The sequence below is a fragment of the Luteimonas viscosa genome (assembly GCF_008244685.1).
In the GTDB taxonomy this organism is placed as follows: domain Bacteria; phylum Pseudomonadota; class Gammaproteobacteria; order Xanthomonadales; family Xanthomonadaceae; genus Luteimonas; species Luteimonas viscosa.
The window spans coordinates 1,601,927-1,619,130 of sequence record NZ_VTFT01000001.1; the positions used below are offsets into that span (position 1 = coordinate 1,601,927).

The following is a 17,204-nucleotide window of genomic DNA, read 5'->3' on the forward strand; positions in this document are numbered from 1 at the left end:
GCGGCCCGTGCGCCGCAACCTGCACCCGGGGAGTCCGCCATGTTCCACCGCCCGTCCGCCACCGCGCTGTGCCTTGCCCTCGGCATCGCCCTGCTGTCCGCCACCGCAGCCGCCCAGAGCTGGACCGACCGGCTGAGAAAGGTCGCCGAACGCGCCGCGACCAGCGAGGTCGAGCGCAAGGTGGACCGGGAAACCCGCCGCGCCACGCGTTGCGCGCTGGGCGACGAACGCTGCGTGCGCGAGGCCGAACGCCGCGGCGACGAGGTCGAGATCGTCGGCGGCGGCGCCGGCAGCGAGAGCGCCTCTGCCGACCCGGGGGGCGACCATCCGCTGATCACGCCGTACGCCGGCTCGAACCTGCGCGAACGCAAGTTCGACGCCTACAACGAGTACCAGCGCATCGTCGGCTTCGCGCAGCGGCAGAATCGCACCGAGCGGCTGGAAGGCAAGCTCACGCGGCTGCGCTACGACAACCCGCGCGGGCGTTCGACCTTCGAGATCGAGCGCAACTACCGCGACGCGCTGGCCGCGCGCGGCTTCCGCCTGGACTACGAATGCCAGCGCCGCGAGGCCTGCGGCAGCACCGCCAAACCGGGCTGGAACACCCTCAACGGCATGAACGTGGGCATCGCCGGCGACCTGCGCTATTTCACCGGCGGGCTGGCCTACGGCGACGGCACCGCGTACGTGTCGGTCGCGGTCAACCCGAACATCACCTACGTGCACGTGCTGGAAACCGCCGGCATGGACACCGGCATGGTCGGGGTCTCGGCCGACGCGCTCGCCGCCGGGCTGGCGCAGGAAGGCAAGGTCACACTGGACGGCATCTTCTTCGACACCGGCCGCGCCACCCTGAAACCGGAGTCGAACGCATCGCTCGACCAGGCCGCGCAACTGATGCGGCAGCAAACCGCGCTGAAGCTGCTGGTCGTGGGGCATACCGACAGCACCGGCACGGCATCGGCCAACACGGCGTTGTCGCAACAGCGTGCCGAGGCCGTGCGCAATGCCCTGCTGGCGCGCGGCATCGCGGCGGCGCGACTGACCGCGCAGGGCGTCGGCAGCAGCGTGCCCGTCGCCGACAACGATACCGAGGCCGGCCGCGCGCGCAACCGGCGCGTGGAACTGGTGAAGCAATGAAGCGCAGCGCCGCGGCCGCCTCCGGCATCGCCGCACTGGTCGTCGGCGCGGCGGCGTTCGCCTTCGCCACCGGCGCGATCCCGAACCCGTTCGATCCGCCCGACGCGCCGCTCGACGTCGTCGAATCCGGCTCGTCGAAGGCACGCGACCTGGGCGAGCGCTTCATTCCGCCGGACAAGCCCGACGTGCCCGAAGGCAGCCTGCCGGGCGAGGCCGATCCCTTCCACATCCCCGACCGGTTGGCCGACAAGCCGGCGTGGACCGGAGACGAGATCCCGGGCTGGCAGAGTCCGTTCGACATCCCCAACGACCTGGTCAAGCCCACCGACGCCGGCGACGCGGAGTGGCGCAGGCGCAAGCAGGCGCGCGAAGCGGCCTATCGCGCCGACAGCCGCTTCCCGCGCAACCCCGAGGGCGACCTGGGCAAGTTCCAGTTCGACTGGATGATCCTGCACACCGTCGAAAGCGCCGACCTGCTCGAGGACTTCAAGTATTTCGTCAACAGCGCCGACGGCAGCTGGCTGGTCACCGGCGATGCGATCGGCCACCTGATGGCGACCGCGCCGCCGCTGCCGGCCGATGCCGCGATCGACGGATTGATCCGCAAGGCCAACGGGGACTTCCTGCTGTGCGGCACGCATCCCGACGTCGGCCGCGCGTGCATGAAGCTCGGCGACGACATCCCGGCCGCCTTCGCGTGGCTGGCCAGCGCGGCACGCACGCACGAGTTCCTGTCCAGCATCGCGCGCACGCCGCAGCGCCTGGGCAGCGCCCCGCCCGGTCGCGCCCGGGGCGCGCGCGGCAAGGTGGACATCGACGGCACGGAACGTTACCTGCAGGTGTGGGTCGCGCCGGGCGCGAGCGCCGTCGTCACGCAGGTCCCGTGGCTGGGCATGGGCAGCGGCGTGATCAAGGACGCACGCGTGCGCGTCAACCGGGAGGTGCGGCGCGTGCGCTACGAGGGCGCCGACCGCGACGGCGGCGACGTGGTGATCGACCTGAAGCAGATGCAGCCTGCGGTCGCCGGACTCGACACCCGGCGCTACAGGATCGTCACCGCGTTCGCCGGACCGGCGCTGGAGCAGGCGATCGGTTTCGGCGAGGACGCGACATCGCTGGTCGACCAGGCGGCGGAGATCGACGCCGCCCTGCGCGCATGTCCGCAGGGACGCAGCGGCGCGGAGTGTCGCCGCGTCCACCGCGAACGCATGAAGCAACTCGACGAAGGTGCGCGCGACGAGGCGCTGCGCTGGGCACGGGAGCACGGATTGCCGGTGACCGGGGATTGAGGCCTTTCCGCGACCGCTGTGACAGGCGCCACCGCCCGCTGCACATGGAAGGCGGATCCACCCCACTCGCGACCCGGACGGTGGCCCCGGATCGTGGCGCTTCCCGAATGCGGTCAGGTGGGAGCGGCACTCCGCCGTTTCCGTCACCGGAGCCCGCCATGAGCATTCGATTCCCGTCCCGCGCCGCGCTGGCGCTGGCCATCCTCTTCAGTCTCTCCTACCCCGACGCGACTGCCGGCGAGAGCTGCATCCTCGCCGACGACGGCACGGCCGCGGAAAGCACGGGCGGCAGCAGCGCCCCCGGCTCGTCCGACGCCGTCGCCTGCGGCATCGACAACGTCGCCGGCGGCGTAGGCAGCGTCGCCTTCGGCCTGGAAAACGACGCCGGCGGCAACCAGAGCACCGCCATGGGCCGCGTGAACGTGGCCGCCGGCGTCGGCAGCGTGGCGATCGGTTTCCTCAATACCGCGACGGAAACGAACGCGGTGGCTGTGGGCCAGGACAACACCGCATCCGGGGCCCGCGCAGTGGCGATCGGCCGGAGCAATACGTCCACCGCGATGGAGGCCAGTGCCATGGGCGTCGGCAACACCGCCGACGGCGAACAGAGCAACGCGTTCGGCAGGAACAACACGGCCGCAGGCCAGTTCAGCAGTGCGATCGGCGCCTTCAACAGCGCCGTCGGCGATCGCAGCCTCGCCGCCGGGTTCTCCAGCGAGGCCATCGGCTTCGGCGCGGCCGCGATCGGCCTGGACGCGGTCGCGGGCGAGGACTTCGCCACCGCAATCGGTGCCGAGGCGTTTGCCGGCTACGGTTCGTTCGCTGGAGGGTATGGCAGCCGGGCACTCGGCCAGGGCGCGGCGCTCGGGCAGGGCAGCTTCGCCGAGGGGGGCACCAGCGTGGCGATCGGCTTCGATGCGCATGCCGCCGGCGACCGCAGCGTGGCGCTGGGCCAGTCGTCGGTCGCCGGTGGCAGCGACAGCGTCGCTGTGGGATCGAATGCCGGCGCCGACGCCACCGGATCGGTCGCCATCGGGCAGAACGCCAGCGCCACCGGGGCCAACAGTGTCGCGCTGGGCGCGGGCGCGCTTGCCGACCGCGCGTGGACGGTGTCGGTGGGCAGCGCAGGCTTCGAGCGCCAGATCATCCATGTCGCCGACGGCACCGCGCCGACCGACGCGGTCAACCTGCGCCAGCTCGAAGCCTCGCTGGCCAGCGCGAACGCCTACACCGACGCGCAGGTCGCCGGCCTGGGACCGGGCGGCCTGTCGGAAGCCGAGGTACGCGCGATCGCCGACGGCGGGGACGCCGCCACGCTGTCGGCTGCAGGGACGTATGCGGATGCCGCCGACGATGCGACGCTGGATGCCGCGCAGGATTACGCCGACACCGGCGACGCCACCACGCTCGACGCCGCCAATGCCTATACCGACGCGCAGATCGCGAGCATCGCCGGCTTCGATCCATCGGCGCTGAACGCACGCATGGACGCATTCGAAGACCGCTTCGACGACATCGATCGTCGCATGCACCGTCAGGACCGCCGCATCGACCGCCAGGGCGCGATGGGCAGCGCGATGCTGAACATGGCGATCAACGCCGCAGGCACGCAGAGCCCGCGCGGGCGCATCGCGGTCGGCGCCGGCTGGCAGGGTGGCGAAAGCGCGCTGTCGATCGGCTACGGCAAGCGCGTCGGCAGGACTGCGTCCTTCAGCCTGGGCGGCGCGTTCAGTGGCAGCGAGAAGTCCGCCGGCGTGGGCTTCGGCATCGACCTGTAAGGCGGGCGGCACGCACGATCCGGGCACAAAGAAAAACCCCGCCTCGCGGCGGGGTTCTTCGTCTTGCGGTGCAGCGGGTGAAGCCGGATCAGAAATCCATGCCACCCATGCCGCCCATGCCGCCACCACCGCCGCCGTGGGCGTGCGGCTCTTCCTTCTTCGGAAGCTCCGCCACCATCGCTTCGGTGGTGATCATCAGGCCGGCGATCGAGGCCGCGTTCTGCAGCGCCGAACGGGTGACCTTGGTCGGGTCGAGGATGCCGAACTCGATCATGTCGCCGTATTCGCCGGTCTGGGCGTTGTAGCCGTAGTTGCCCTTGCCGTCCTTGACCTTGTTGAGCACGACGCTGGGCTCTTCGCCGCAGTTGGTGACGATCTCGCGCAGCGGGGCTTCCATCGCACGCAGGGCGATCACGATGCCGTGGTTCTGGTCTTCGTTCGCGCCCTTGAGCTCGCCGATGGCCTGCAGCGCGCGCACCAGGGCCACGCCGCCGCCCGGGACCACGCCTTCTTCCACCGCCGCACGCGTGGCGTGCAGGGCGTCTTCGACGCGGGCCTTCTTTTCCTTCATCTCGATCTCGGTCGAGGCACCGACCTTGATCACCGCCACGCCGCCGGCCAGCTTGGCCACGCGCTCCTGCAGCTTCTCGCGGTCGTAGTCGGAGGAGGTCTCTTCGATCTGCGCCTTGATCTGCTTGATGCGCGACTCGATGGCGGAGGTGTCGCCAGCGCCGTCGATGATCGTGGTGTTCTCCTTCGAGACCTGGATCTTCTTGGCGCGGCCGAGGTCGGCGATGGTCGCCTTCTCGAGCTGCAGGCCGACTTCCTCGGAGATCACGGTGCCGCCGGTGAGCACGGCCATGTCTTCGAGCATCGCCTTGCGACGGTCGCCGAAGCCCGGGGCCTTGACGGCGCAGACCTTGACGATGCCGCGGATGGTGTTGACCACCAGGGTCGCCAGCGCCTCGCCCTCGACTTCCTCGGCGACGATCAGCAGCGGCTTGCCGGCCTTGGCCACGCCTTCGAGCACGGGCAGCAGGTCGCGGACGTTGGAGATCTTCTTGTCGTGCAGCAGGATGAACGGGTCGTCGAGCTCGGCCGACATCGACTGCTGGTTGTTGATGAAGTACGGCGACAGGTAGCCGCGGTCGAACTGCATGCCCTCGACCACGTCGAGTTCGTTGTCGAGGCCCGAGCCTTCCTCGACGGTGATCACGCCTTCCTTGCCGACCTTCTTCATCGCGTCGGCGATGATGTTGCCGATCGACTCGTCGGAGTTGGCCGAGATCGTGCCGACCTGGGCGATCGCCTTGTCGTCGGCGGTGGGCTTGCTGATCTTCTTCAGCTCTTCCACGGCGGCCTTGACCGCGTGGTCGATGCCGCGCTTGAGGTCCATCGGGTTCATGCCGGCGGCGACCGCCTTGGAACCCTCGCGGATCAGCGCCTGCGCCAGCACGGTGGCGGTGGTGGTGCCGTCGCCGGCGTTGTCGGAGGTCTTGGACGCGACTTCCTTCACCATCTGCGCGCCCATGTTCTCGAACTTGTCGGACAGCTCGATCTCCTTGGCGACGGACACGCCGTCCTTGGTGATCGTCGGGGCGCCGTAGCTCTTCTCGAGCACGACATTGCGGCCCTTCGGGCCGAGGGTCGCCTTGACGGCGTTGGCGAGCGTGTTGACGCCGCGCACCATCTTGGCGCGTGCGTCTTCACCGAAACGGATTTCTTTGGCAGCCATGGGATGAAACTCCGGAATTGGGGATTGGGGATTGGGGATTGGAGAAAGCGAAGGCGGCGGGCTCGGGAGGGGCGGGGCGGCGCGTTGCGCCGTTACGAATCCCCAATCCCCAATCCCGAATCCCTTCGCGGTACTCGGCTCAGCCGAGGATCGCGAAGATGTCGTCTTCCTTCACCACCAGATACTCGGTGCCGTCGAGCTTGACCTCGGTGCCGCTGTACTTGCCGAACAGCACCTTGTCGCCCGCCTTGACCTTCGGCGCGCGGACGCTGCCGTTGTCGAGCACCTTGCCCTCGCCGACCGCGACGACTTCGCCCTTGATCGGCTTCTCGGTCGCCGAGTCCGGGATCACGATGCCACCCGCGGACAGCTTCTCTTCTTCCATGCGCTTGATGACCACGCGGTCGTACAGCGGCTTGATATTGCTCATATTCAATCCTTTAAGTGATTGATTGGACTGGGAAAGTGGTGGCGATGTTAGCACTCGCACATGACGACTGCCAGCACCGTGGGCACGAAAATCCCGGGCAGGCCGGGAGGTGGGCGGAACATGGGGCGGCGTCTTGGGGCTTTCAAGGGCCGGTGAAGAAAAATCTCCCGCACCCCGGCGGGCCCGGCATCGTGTCCAGAGCACGCGCGTCCCGGTTCCCGGCAGGCGGGTGTCAGCGCGCACGGGGAAGGACTGCCGGGACCGGTGACAGGACAGCAACAACGTTGTTGAGCCCTTGTCGCGCGGCGCAGGGCACGGGTGCCCCCGGAGACGAATGTCCCCCGCCGCCGCCCTGCGGCCGACGGCTCCTCCTTGATTTCGTCCCCGGGGACACCCGCACCCTGCGGAGCAGGGTCCAGGTTTCCCGATCCAACAACCCAGCGCACACCCCGGCTTGGGACTGGCGATCCACGTGCCAGTCGTCAGCCGAGCGCCGCTGCGACCGGCGGGCTTTCGCGGCGAAATCAAGGAGGAGGCTTCCGCCGCGAGGCGGAGGCCGGGGGACATTCGCCGCGAAAGCCCGCCGGTCGCAGCGGGGCCCGTCAGGTCGCCACGAGACCGTACAGCGGCGGCCCGGATGTTCTGGACCCCTATGTCACGCGCGATGCCGCGCCGCGACTTAGCACACGCAACGCGCTTCGACGACCGCGCCCGTCGCGCAGGATCGCGGTGCGCATCGCAGGCGCGCCATCAATCCGCGACCGGCAGCTCCAGCGTCTCCTTGACCTCTTCCATCACGATGTAGCTGCGCGAGTCGCGCACATGCGGCAGGGTCAGCAGGGTGCTGCCCAGCAGCTTGCGGTACGAGGCCATCTCCGAAATGCGGGCCTTGATCAGGTAGTCGAAGTGGCCCGACACCAGGTGGCATTCGAGCACGTTGGGCAGCTTCAGCGCCGCGCGGCGGAACTCCTCGAAGATGTCGCCGGACTTGTAGGCCAGGCTGATCTCCACGAACACCAGCAGCCCCGCCTTCACCGAGGCCGGCGCCAGCCGTGCGTGGTAGCCGGTGATCACGCCATCGCGCTCGAGCCGGCGCACGCGCTCGGTGCACGGCGTGTTCGACAGCCCCACTCGTTCGCCGAGTTCGGTGAAAGGGATGCGCCCCTCCTGCTGCAGGATGCGCAGGATGCGGCGGTCGATGCGGTCGAGCTCGCGCGGCTTCATGGTCCTGCCAGGAACGGCTTCTGCAGGAATATTACCTGTCCTGAGCCTCGATATCAGTCGAATCGACTGCAATCGTCTTTCTATACTGGAGAATGCCACGGCCAGCGCGGCAACTCCCGGAACCTAGGGGGCGTATGCGTGAGGCCCTCCGCGGCGATCCCCACGTCTGCGCGTCCAGCGAAGCGACGGCACCTGCGGGCGAGCTTTCCATCCTTCCATCCACTGGCGTGTGGCGAGAGAACAGGCAATGCGCATCCTGATCCTGGGTTCCGGCGTGATCGGCGTGACCACCGCGTGGTCGTTGCGCCGGCAGGGCCACGAAGTGGTGGTCGTCGACCGCGAGCCCGGCCCCGCGCTGGAGACCAGCTTCGGCAACGCCGGCCAGGTGTCCCCCGGCTATGCCTCGCCTTGGCCGGCGCCGGGAATTCCGCTCAAGGCGGCGAAGTGGCTGCTCTCGCGCCACGCGCCGCTCGCGATCCGCCCCACCGGCGACCCGGAACAGTACCGCTGGCTGTGGCGGATGCTGCGCAACTGCACCCACCACCGCTACGCGGTCAGCAAGGCGCGGATGGTGCGGCTGGCCGAGTACAGCCGCGACTGCCTGGGCGAACTGCGCCGCGAGACCGGCATCGAGTACGAACAGCGCACCCTCGGCACCACCCAGCTGTTCCGCACCCAGGCGCAGCTCGACGGCGCCGCACGCGACATCGCCGTCCTGCGCGAATACGGCGTGCCGTACGAACTGCTCGATCGCGACGGCATCGTCCGCGTCGAGCCGGCGCTTTCCAGGGTGAAGGACACCCTGGCCGGCGCGCTGCGCCTGCCCGGCGACGAGACCGGCGACTGCCACCTGTTCACCACCCGGCTGGCGGCGCTGGCCGCCAGCGCGGGCGTGGAGTTCCGCTTCGGCCAGGAGGTGCAGGCGTTGCTGGGGGATGGCGAGCGCCTGGCCGGGGTGCGCATCGGCGGACGCACCGAGACCGCCGACGCCTACGTGCTCGCGCTCGGCAGCTGGTCGCCCAGGCTGCTGGCGCCGCTGGGCGTCCGCCTGCCGGTGTACCCGCTCAAGGGCTACTCGCTGACCATCCCGATCGTCCGCCCGGAACTCGCGCCGCACTCCACCGTGCTCGACGAGAGCTACAAGGTCGCGATCACCCGGTTCGACCAGCGCATCCGCGTCGGCGGCATGGCCGAGGTCTCGGGCTACGACCGGTCGCTGCCGCGCACGCGGCGCGAGACGCTGGAGATGGTGGTGCGCAGCCTGTACCCGGAGGGCGGCGACCTCGATCGCGCCGAATTCTGGAGCGGCCTGCGCCCGTCCACGCCCGATGGCCCGCCGGTGGTGGGCGCCACGCGCTACCGCAACCTCTGGCTCAACACAGGGCACGGCACGCTGGGGTGGACCATGGCCTGCGGTTCGGCGCGGTACCTGGCCGACCTGGTCGACGGGCGCACGCCCGCCATCGATCCCGAGGGCCTCGACATCTCGCGCTACGATCGCCCGTGGCCGGTCCCGACCGGGCTGCGCTGACATGCGCCCGTCCCGCTCCACCATCGACCTCGACGCCCTGCGCCACAACTACCGCCATGCACGCGCGCTCGGCGGCGGCCGCGCGCTGGCCGTGGTCAAGGCCGATGCCTACGGCCACGGCGCGGTCGCCTGCGCGCGCGCGCTCGAGGGCGAGGCCGACGGTTTCGGCGTGGCCTGCATCGAGGAGGCGCTGGAACTGCGCGAAAGCGGCATCCGCGCGCCGATCCTGCTGCTGGAAGGCTTCTTCGACGTCGAGGAACTGCCGCTGGTCGAACGCCACGACCTGTGGACCGTGGTCGCCACGCCGTGGCAGGTGGACGCGCTCGAGCGACATCGCGCCTCGCGTCCTTGGCGGGTCTGGCTGAAGCTCGATTCGGGCATGCACCGGCTGGGCCTGTCGCCGGACGAATACCTGCCCGCCTGGCAGCGACTGCGCGCGCTGCCGTGGGTGGACGCGATGGTGGCGATGAGCCATTTCTCGCGCGCCGACGAACTGGGCCACGACAGCACGCGCGTCCAGCTCGCCACCTTCGACGCCGCGCTGGCGCGGTTGCCGGCCGGCACCCCGGCCAGCCTGGCCAACTCGGCCGCGCTGATGGCATGGCCCCATTCGCGCCGCGACTGGTCCCGCCCGGGGCTGATGCTGTACGGCTCGCACATGCTCGACGCGCCGCGCGCGGAAGCGGACGCGCTGCGCGCGGTGATGCGGCTCGAGTCGAAGGTGATCGCCGTGCGCGAGCTCGCCGCGGGCGAGCCGATCGGCTACGCCGGTACCTTCACCACCACGCGCCCGACGCGGGTGGGCGTGGTCGCGGCCGGCTACGCCGACGGCTATCCGCAGTACGCCACCTCGGGCACGCCGGTGGTCATCGACGGCCGGCCGGGCGAACTGATCGGACGGGTCTCGATGGACATGCTGACCGTGGACCTGACCGACCACCCCGCGGCCGGCCTCGGCAGCGACATCGAGCTGTGGGGACCGCGCCTGCCGGTGGCCGTCGTCGCCGCGCGCAGCGGCAACAGCCCCTATCGCCTGCTGACCGGTCTCAAGCGCGTCCCGCGCCACTACACGGGCTGACGCCGGCGCCCGTCGGGATCGGTGGCGGGAACGCGGCTTCCGCAGCGAGCGGTGTGTGCAGCGGCAGCGTGCCGTCGGCAACCTTCCGCCACCATCACCGGAACCGCTAGAACCGCCACGCGCCCTGCAGCATCGTCTCGCCATCGTTGGGCTGGTGCAGGCTGGCATTGGAGATGTGCCGGGCCAGCAGCGAGAACCGGCCCCACTGCCAGCCGATCGTGCTGATGAACTGCGGCGAGCCGGACAGCGCGTCGGTCTCGCCGCTCTGCACGCCCACGCCGAACCCGCCGACCAGGCCGCTCGGGCGCTCGTAGCGCAGGCCACCATGGAAGAGTGTGACGTCGTCGCCGTTGTCGTAGTCCGAGTCGCTGCGTCCGCGCACGTGCATCGCGCCCAGTTCCCAGTGCAGCATGCCGCCGCGGAACTCGCGCCACGCCGGCAGCCAGGCCAGCGCGACGACCGGCGTGTCCTCGTTGTCGCGGGTGAAGGAAACGCCGGCCCCGACCTCGACTTCGGCCGCGCCGGCAGCGCTCCAGGCGAACACGAACGGGAGGGCCAGGGCGGCGAGCCGCGAGGCAGGGCGAATCGATGGCGACATGGGTGGCAGACCAGGGGGGACCGCGGAAGGATAAGACCAGGCGGCGCGAAACGCAGCGCGGCCGCGCCGGTGCCGCCGGCACACTGCGTTCCGGGCGGGCGGCCGGTTACCCTGTCCTGCCTTCCCGCCGGACACCCTGCTTGACCGCTCCGCCGCCCGCGCTTTCCGGCCGTGCCGAGGCCGACTTCGCGATCGAGTCCGGCCGCTGCGGACCGCTGCGGGTGCGCGCGTCGACCCGCGGCGGCGAGGTGTTCGACCGCTTCTTCGCCGCCTACGACCAGGCCTTCGTGCTGCCAGACGAGAAGGAGGGGCGGGAGGGCTTCCTCGCCTGCCTGGCCCTCAACCACGGCGACGCGCAGGCGCGGCTGCTCGCGCGCTTCGGGGCCTTCCGCGAATGGGTGCTGGTGGCCGAGCGCGATGGCGACGTGGTCGGCGGCGCCAACTTCATCTGCCACGCGGTCGCCGCCCACGACGGCGCCCCCCTGCTGGCGATGAACCTCAACTACGTGTTCGTGGCGCCCGCGCATCGCGGTCGCGGGCACCTGCGCGACATGGTCGCGGCCAGCCGCGGGCTGGCGCGGATGTCGTTCGCCGGCGCGGACGCCGACACGCTGCCGCTGCGCATGTTCATCGAGCTCAACGACCCGCTGCTGATGGAGGCCGACGCTTATGTCCTGGACAGCGCGGTCGCCGGCATCGACCAGTTCGACCGGGTCGCGGTCTGGGCGAGGCTCGGCGCGCGCATCCTCGATTTCCCCTATCGGCAGCCGCCGCTGTCGGGGACGCAGGCGGCCGACGCGGGCCTGATGCTGGGGGTGGTCGACGCCCCCGGGGCCACGCTCGACGCCTGCGTGCTCGGCGCCCACCTCGAACGCTTCTTCGCGATCTCGGTGCTGAAGGACGGCGATCCGCACGCGCAGCCGGCCGCGCGCGCGCAGCTGGACCTGTGCGCCGGGCGCTGCGCGCAGGGCGGCGGATTTGCATTGCTCGATCCGCTGCCGCATCTTCCGGCATTGCGCGCCGGATCCGGCCCCGGCGCGCCGCGAGGGGGATTTCGCGAACGCCTGGCCGGGCTCGCGACCGGGTAGCGCATGCCCGGCCACGACGGGGACCGCATGATGGCCGGGGAGCCCACCACCGAAGCCCTGCTGGAGGAGGCGCTGGCCCTGCGCGAAGGGCCGGGCCGCCTGCACCTGACGCTGTCGTTCCTGGTCGAGGAAGCGCGCATGCAGGCGCTCGTGACCGACCGCGAGGGAAGTTGCTACTGGAACCGAGCCCTGCTCGCCGCGCTGCGCGGCGACGACGACCCCGACGCCGACGACTACCAGGACAGCCGCCGCCTCGGACACGCCATCGAGCCGCTGTTCAACGACATCGCCGACCGCCAGCGCGGCCTGTTCATCCAGGATTTCCTGCTCGACACGCCGAGCGATCCGCGCCGCGGCGACGATGCCGACGGCGAGAACGTCTGCGACGAGCTGGAACTGGCGTTCCCCGCGGACGTGCGCTGGGAAACCGAGGGCGACCGCTTCGCCCTGGCGCTGTCGGCGCCGGTGCGGCTGGCGGCGCGCTGCCGCGCCTTCTGGGTGGCGCATTCGAACACCGCGCTGACCTACCACCTGTCGCTGGAGCTGGCGTACGCGCACGACCACGCGCACTACTACGCGCTGTCGCTGCTGCAGAAGTCGGTGTTCCCGACCGAGGGCACGCGCTGGCTCGACGGCGCCGACGACGGCCTGCGCGTGCATTCGCGCCTGGCCGGCGCGGCGCTTCCGCTGCAGGCCTACGTGGCGGCGATGTTCGAACGGCATGCGGCCAGCCTGCTGGCCGGCGTGCGCGTCGCGCTGGCGCGTCGCGGCATCGAGATGGCGTCGCCCCCGCGCGAAGGCGGGCTGTGGCGCCGGCTGCTGCTTCCCCTTCGCGACGCCGACGACGCCGCGGCGCGCGCGCTGGGCGAACTGCGCTGCCGCACGGTATTCCTGCTGCAGGACCCGTATTTCTTCGCCCTGCTGCGGCCGCAGCTGCGGACCGGCCTGCGCGAGTTGACCGCGATCCGGCCGGCACGGGGCGACGACGGCCGCAACCGCTACGACGAGGCCGACCTGCAACCCGGGCGTTGCCCGCCCACGCATCTCGACTACTACTTCGTCTCGGGGTTCCTGCAGAACATCGTCGATTTCCTGCGCCAGGACGTGTCCGAGATCCAGGACGGCACCGATCCGATCTACCCGCCCACCGGCATCGACGACCAGGACAGCCACTTCCTGGTCTACGCCACCCAGAGCTCGGTCTACGAGGTGGTGGCCGGTTCGCGCAGCCTCGAGGTCGGGCGCGGCTGGATCGGCACCTGTCCCTATCTGTTCCTGGTGCATCTGATGACGATGCACAACGAATCGCTGGTGCGGACCTACGAGACCATGGTGCGCGGCCTGATCGAGAAGCTCGAACGCGACGGCCTGCTGCACGCCGACGCGATCGACGACACCCGCGCCTATTCCACCCACGTGGCCGACGAGGCGTTCGAGGCGTTCCGCCGCTTCCGGCTGGACACCTTCAACCACGTCGCCAGGCACCGCTACTTCAACGTGCTGCGCTACGACACCGAACGCGAGTTCTACGAATCGATCGAGACGGTGCGCGGCATCAACCAGCGCGAGGAGTACTGGGCGAAGGTGGTCGGCGAGCTGGAGCAGACGGTCGACGACCTGCGCGGCAACGAGGCGCAGAAGTCCGAGAAGTTCCTCGAACGCGTGCTGTTCTACGTCGCCTTCCTGGGCATGCTGCAGGTGGTGTTCCAGCTGATCGACTTCGGGTTCGACGGCGCCTGGGCCAAGCTGCGCTATGCGCTGGCGGCGAGCGCGGCGACGGTGTTGGTGATGCTGGCGCTGTTCCATTCGCGCGGGCTGATCAACAGCCGGCGCTGGCGCCAGGCGCTGCGGTTCCGGCGCAGCCGGCGCCCGGACGATCTTCCGCGGCGCTGAACCGGTCCTGCCCCCGGCGGCCGCGTGCGGCGTCGGCTACCCTATCCGGCCCGAATCCACAGCCGCGCGCCCCGCCGTGACCGCCGTTGCCTGCTTCTGCACCTGCCCCGATGCCGGCACCGCCGGCCGCATCGCCGACGCGCTGGTCGTCGAGCGGCTGGCGGCGTGCGTGAACATCCTGCCCGGGATCACGTCGGTGTACCGCTGGCAGGGCGCGGTGGAACGCGCCGACGAAGTGCTGCTGGTCGTCAAGACGATGCGCGCGCGGCTGGAGGCGCTGACCGCGCGCGTGGTGGCGCTGCATCCGTACGAACTTCCGGAGGTGATCGCGGTCGATATCGCCGGCGGCCTGCCCGGGTACCTGGACTGGATCGCCGCCGAAACCCGCCCCGGAGCCGACGAGTGAACCTGTTGCCGCGACGCTTGCGATGCGCATTCGCCGCGCTGGCGCTGCTTGCGGCGACGCTGCCGGCGGCCGCGATCGACGAGAGCCAGCTGCTGCCGGTGGACGAAGCCTTCGTGCTCGACGCGCGCGCGGTGTCGCGCGGGCGGATCGAGATCGAATGGAAGATCGCAGACGGCTATTACCTCTACCGCCACCGCACCGCGGTGCAGGCAACCGGCGGCGGTTTCAAGTCCAATCCGCTGCAGCTGCCCGCGGGCAAGCGCCATACCGACGAGTTCTTCGGCGAGGTCGAGACCTACCGCCGGCAACTGACCGCGGTGTTCACCGGCGCGGCCGCGGATGGCGTCGACCAGGTCACGTTGCAGGTGAAATACCAGGGCTGCGCCGACCTGGGCATCTGCTATCCGCCGCAGACGCGCGAACTGCGCGTGGCCTTGCCTGCCACCGGTGCGTCTCCGGGCGCCGCGGTTTCGGCTGCCGGTTCGCGCACTGCGCCCGGCGCCGCGCCCACGGGCGATACCGGTTTCGCGGCCCTGGGTCGCACCCTGTCGGGCGCACGGGCCCCGGCCCCGCTGCTGGGCACCGATGCCGCCGGCCGCGCGCAGGCGTTGCCGCTGCCGCCGGAACAGGCGTTCGGCTTCGAGGCGATCGCCGACGGCGGCAATGCACTGCTGCTGCGCTTCACCCCGGCGCCGGGCTACTACCTGTACCGCGACCGCAGCAGCTTCCTGGTGGAAGGCGCCGATGGCATCGCGGCGGAGGCGCCGCGCTGGCCGCCGGGCAAGGCGCATCGCGACGAGCACTTCGGCGAGGTGGTGGTCTATTTCGACCAGGTCGACGTGCCGCTGCCGCTGCGTCGGACCATCCCGGATGCCGCCCGCCTGACCCTCACCGCGACCTTCCAGGGTTGCCAGGACGATGGCATCTGCTATCCGCCGATGACGCGCACGGTGGACGTGGCGGTGCCGCGCGGCGGGATCGCGACCGGGGAGCGGGGGCCGGAGTCGCCGTCCCCGGCCACTTCCCCGGAGGCCCCGGGCCGGTCGGGAGAAAGCGGCCCTGCTCCCACTCCCCCCAACCCCGAAGCCGGCTCCGGTCCAGGGGACGCGGAAGTCGATGCCGGCCCGTCCACCTCCGCGGCCAGCGACGCCTCCGCCGACAACGCCGCACGCACGCGCCCGCCGGGCGCGATTCCGCCGAAGGGCGGCGTGTTCGGGGCGCTGCTGCTGGCCCTGCTCGGCGGGCTGGTGCTCAACCTGATGCCCTGCGTGCTGCCGATCCTGTCGCTGAAGGTGCTGGGCCTGGCGCAGAGCGGCGAAAGCCGTGCCCGCGCACGCAGCCACGCGCTCTGGTACACGCTCGGGGTGCTGGCCGCGTTCGCCGCGATCGGCCTGCTGGTGCTGGCGCTGCGCGCCGGCGGGCAGGCGCTGGGCTGGGGCTTCCAGCTGCAGCAGCCGTGGTTCGTCGCGGCGCTGGTGTACCTGATGTTCGCGGTCGGGCTGAGCCTGTCGGGGGTGTTCACGCTGGGCGGTGGCCTCGGCAACCTGGGCCAGTCGCTGGCGGCGCGGAGCGGGCCGGCAGGCGACTTCTTCACCGGGGTGCTGGCCTGCGTGGTCGCCAGCCCCTGCATCGCGCCTTTCATGGGCGGCGCGCTGGCATTCGCCTTCACTGCCTCGCCGCTGCTGGCGCTGGCGGTGTTCCTGATGCTGGGCCTGGGGCTGGCGCTGCCGTTCCTGCTGGTCGGCTTCGTGCCGGCGCTGGCCGACCGGCTGCCGAAACCCGGCGCATGGATGGAAACCTTCAAGCAGGTGCTGGCGTTCCCGATGTACCTGACCGCGATCTGGCTGCTGTGGATCCTGGGCAAGCAGCGCGGCGTCGACGCGATGGCGCTGGTGGCGGTGGGGCTGGCGGTGTTCGCGCTGGCGCTGTGGTGGCACGAGCGCAGGCGCTGGACCGGCCGCCTGCCCGGGCGCGTGCTGGCGCTGGCCCTGGCGCTGCTGGCGCTGTATCCGGTGTGGAAGGTCGGGTCGCTGCCGCCACCGGCGCGCGCGGGCGCGGCCGCGGATGCGCTGCAGCAGGCGTGGACGCCCGAGCGCCTGCAGGCGCTGCGTGCCGACGGTCGCGTGGTGTTCGTCAACATGACCGCCGACTGGTGCGTGACCTGCAAGGCCAACGAACGCCGCGTGCTCTCGCAGCCCGCGTTCCGCGAGGCGCTGCGCGAGGCCGGTGCCGCCTACCTGGTCGGCGACTACACCAATACCGATCCCGCGATCACCGCCTTCCTCGACCGTCACCGCGCCGTCGGCGTGCCGCTGTACGTGGTCTACCCGGCCGGCGGCGGCGAAGGCGAGGTGCTGCCGGCACTGCTGAGCGACGAGATCGTGGTGTCGGCGCTGGGGCGCGCGGCGCGATGAAGCTCACGCCGCTGCGGATCGTGCTGGTGGCGGTCGTTTCAGGCGGCCTGGGACTGCTGGCCGCGCTGCTGGCGACCGGGCCCGGCCCGCTCCTGGGCAGCGACCTCGGCCAGCGCGTGCTCAACGACGCGCTGACCGCCAGCGCGCCGCCACTGCCCGATGGCCGGTCGGTGGCCCGGCGCGGAGAAGCGCTGCCTGCGGTCGAGGTCGCCGCGCTCGACGGCGCGGCGATCCGCCTGCCCGGCGACTTCGCCGGTCGCCCGCTGCTGGTGAACGTCTGGGCCAGCTGGTGCGGCCCGTGCATCAAGGAGATGCCGGAGCTGGACCGCTACGCCCGCGCGCAGGGCGAAGGCGGCATGCAGGTCCTCGGCCTGGCGCTGGACGATCCGCAGGCGGTGCGCAAGTTCCTGGCCCGCATCCCGGTGGCTTACCCGCAGGCGATCGATGTGCCGGGCCCGGCCGATGCCGGGGTGCGCCTCGGCAACCCCAAGGGCGTGCTGCCCTACTCGATCCTGGTCTCGGCCGACGGCCGCCTGCTCAAGCAGAAGATCGGGCCGTTCGAGGATGGCGAGATCGACCGCTGGGCGGCGCACTGAGCGC

At 71.0% G+C, this 17,204-nt stretch carries 14 protein-coding genes; 10 read left to right on the plus strand and 4 right to left on the minus strand.

From position 1 onward, the window contains the following. Window positions 1–39 precede the first annotated feature (39 nt). The 3 genes from FZO89_RS07140 (at window position 40) to FZO89_RS07150 (ending at window position 4,207) form a co-directional block, all read left to right on the plus strand. Complete coding sequence (locus FZO89_RS07140; protein WP_149102597.1) at window positions 40–1,140, plus strand: OmpA family protein; 1,101 nt, start codon at window positions 40–42, stop codon at window positions 1,138–1,140. Beyond that, window positions 1,137–2,429 carry a hypothetical protein gene (locus FZO89_RS07145; protein WP_149102598.1) on the plus strand — a complete coding sequence of 431 codons (1,293 nt, stop codon included), beginning with the start codon at window positions 1,137–1,139 and terminating at the stop codon, window positions 2,427–2,429. Before FZO89_RS07140 ends, FZO89_RS07145 begins: the two co-directional genes overlap by 4 nt. A gap of 158 nt (window positions 2,430–2,587) precedes the next feature. After that, complete coding sequence (locus FZO89_RS07150; RefSeq protein ID WP_149102599.1) at window positions 2,588–4,207, plus strand: YadA-like family protein; 1,620 nt, start codon at window positions 2,588–2,590, stop codon at window positions 4,205–4,207. 88 nt (window positions 4,208–4,295) lie between these two features. Here FZO89_RS07150 and groL read toward each other — a convergent pair whose 3' ends face one another. The 3 genes from groL to FZO89_RS07165 all read right to left on the minus strand — a co-directional run bounded on the left by groL (window position 4,296) and on the right by FZO89_RS07165 (window position 7,596). After that, window positions 4,296–5,942 (minus strand): chaperonin GroEL, encoded by a 1,647-nt coding sequence (gene groL, locus FZO89_RS07155; protein WP_149102600.1) that lies wholly within the window; start codon window positions 5,940–5,942, stop codon window positions 4,296–4,298. Window positions 5,943–6,081: 139 nt separating this feature from the next. Beyond that, window positions 6,082–6,372 (minus strand): co-chaperone GroES, encoded by a 291-nt coding sequence (groES, locus tag FZO89_RS07160; protein WP_149102601.1) that lies wholly within the window; start codon window positions 6,370–6,372, stop codon window positions 6,082–6,084. Window positions 6,373–7,122: 750 nt separating this feature from the next. Further along, entirely contained in the window at window positions 7,123–7,596 is a 474-nt protein-coding gene (locus tag FZO89_RS07165; protein WP_149102602.1) for a winged helix-turn-helix transcriptional regulator, read from the minus strand. A 247-nt stretch (window positions 7,597–7,843) separates the two neighbouring features. Between FZO89_RS07165 and FZO89_RS07170 the strand changes: the two genes are divergently transcribed. Together FZO89_RS07170 and alr are read left to right on the plus strand one after the other, a co-directional pair. Continuing rightward, window positions 7,844–9,127 (plus strand): D-amino acid dehydrogenase, encoded by a 1,284-nt coding sequence (locus FZO89_RS07170; protein WP_149102603.1) that lies wholly within the window; start codon window positions 7,844–7,846, stop codon window positions 9,125–9,127. Between the two features lies 1 nt (window position 9,128). Next, on the plus strand, window positions 9,129–10,205 hold the full coding sequence (alr, locus tag FZO89_RS07175) for an alanine racemase (protein ID WP_149102604.1): 1,077 nt from the start codon (window positions 9,129–9,131) through the stop codon (window positions 10,203–10,205). 106 nt (window positions 10,206–10,311) lie between these two features. On the opposite strand, the gene FZO89_RS07180 is transcribed toward alr, so the two are convergent. Then, entirely contained in the window at window positions 10,312–10,803 is a 492-nt protein-coding gene (locus tag FZO89_RS07180; RefSeq protein ID WP_149102605.1) for an acyloxyacyl hydrolase, read from the minus strand. Window positions 10,804–10,943: 140 nt separating this feature from the next. Here FZO89_RS07180 and FZO89_RS07185 point away from each other — a divergent pair, with 140 nt between their 5' ends. The 5 genes from FZO89_RS07185 (at window position 10,944) to FZO89_RS07205 (ending at window position 17,200) form a co-directional block, all read left to right on the plus strand. Beyond that, on the plus strand, window positions 10,944–11,891 hold the full coding sequence (locus FZO89_RS07185; protein WP_187471071.1) for a GNAT family N-acetyltransferase: 948 nt from the start codon (window positions 10,944–10,946) through the stop codon (window positions 11,889–11,891). A 3-nt stretch (window positions 11,892–11,894) separates the two neighbouring features. Continuing rightward, window positions 11,895–13,784 carry a hypothetical protein gene (locus tag FZO89_RS07190; RefSeq protein WP_149102607.1) on the plus strand — a complete coding sequence of 630 codons (1,890 nt, stop codon included), beginning with the start codon at window positions 11,895–11,897 and terminating at the stop codon, window positions 13,782–13,784. 76 nt (window positions 13,785–13,860) lie between these two features. Next, window positions 13,861–14,190, plus strand: a complete 330-nt coding sequence (gene cutA / locus FZO89_RS07195; RefSeq protein ID WP_149102608.1) for a divalent-cation tolerance protein CutA — start codon at window positions 13,861–13,863, stop codon at window positions 14,188–14,190. Beyond that, a complete protein-coding gene (locus FZO89_RS07200) occupies window positions 14,187–16,604 on the plus strand; it encodes a protein-disulfide reductase DsbD family protein (RefSeq protein ID WP_149102609.1) in 2,418 nt (805 codons plus the stop codon). Before cutA ends, FZO89_RS07200 begins: the two co-directional genes overlap by 4 nt. Next, window positions 16,601–17,200, plus strand: coding sequence for a TlpA family protein disulfide reductase (locus FZO89_RS07205; RefSeq protein WP_149102610.1), 600 nt, complete (start codon window positions 16,601–16,603; stop codon window positions 17,198–17,200). The genes FZO89_RS07200 and FZO89_RS07205 overlap by 4 nt, the downstream gene beginning before the upstream one ends. Window positions 17,201–17,204: the final 4 nt, after the last annotated feature.

What these genes read in the sequence shown, in the direction of transcription:
- FZO89_RS07140 (WP_149102597.1), top strand. Translation starts at nt 40, where the DNA reads ATGTTCCACCGCCCGTCCGCCACCGCGCTGTGCCTTGCCCTCGGCATC.
- FZO89_RS07145 (WP_149102598.1), top strand. Translation starts at nt 1,137, where the DNA reads ATGAAGCGCAGCGCCGCGGCCGCCTCCGGCATCGCCGCACTGGTCGTC.
- FZO89_RS07150 (WP_149102599.1), top strand. Translation starts at nt 2,588, where the DNA reads ATGAGCATTCGATTCCCGTCCCGCGCCGCGCTGGCGCTGGCCATCCTC.
- groL (WP_149102600.1), bottom strand. Translation starts at nt 5,942, where the DNA reads ATGGCTGCCAAAGAAATCCGTTTCGGTGAAGACGCACGCGCCAAGATG.
- groES (WP_149102601.1), bottom strand. Translation starts at nt 6,372, where the DNA reads ATGAGCAATATCAAGCCGCTGTACGACCGCGTGGTCATCAAGCGCATG.
- FZO89_RS07165 (WP_149102602.1), bottom strand. Translation starts at nt 7,596, where the DNA reads ATGAAGCCGCGCGAGCTCGACCGCATCGACCGCCGCATCCTGCGCATC.
- FZO89_RS07170 (WP_149102603.1), top strand. Translation starts at nt 7,844, where the DNA reads ATGCGCATCCTGATCCTGGGTTCCGGCGTGATCGGCGTGACCACCGCG.
- alr (WP_149102604.1), top strand. Translation starts at nt 9,129, where the DNA reads ATGCGCCCGTCCCGCTCCACCATCGACCTCGACGCCCTGCGCCACAAC.
- FZO89_RS07180 (WP_149102605.1), bottom strand. Translation starts at nt 10,803, where the DNA reads ATGTCGCCATCGATTCGCCCTGCCTCGCGGCTCGCCGCCCTGGCCCTC.
- FZO89_RS07190 (WP_149102607.1), top strand. Translation starts at nt 11,895, where the DNA reads ATGCCCGGCCACGACGGGGACCGCATGATGGCCGGGGAGCCCACCACC.
- FZO89_RS07205 (WP_149102610.1), top strand. Translation starts at nt 16,601, where the DNA reads ATGAAGCTCACGCCGCTGCGGATCGTGCTGGTGGCGGTCGTTTCAGGC.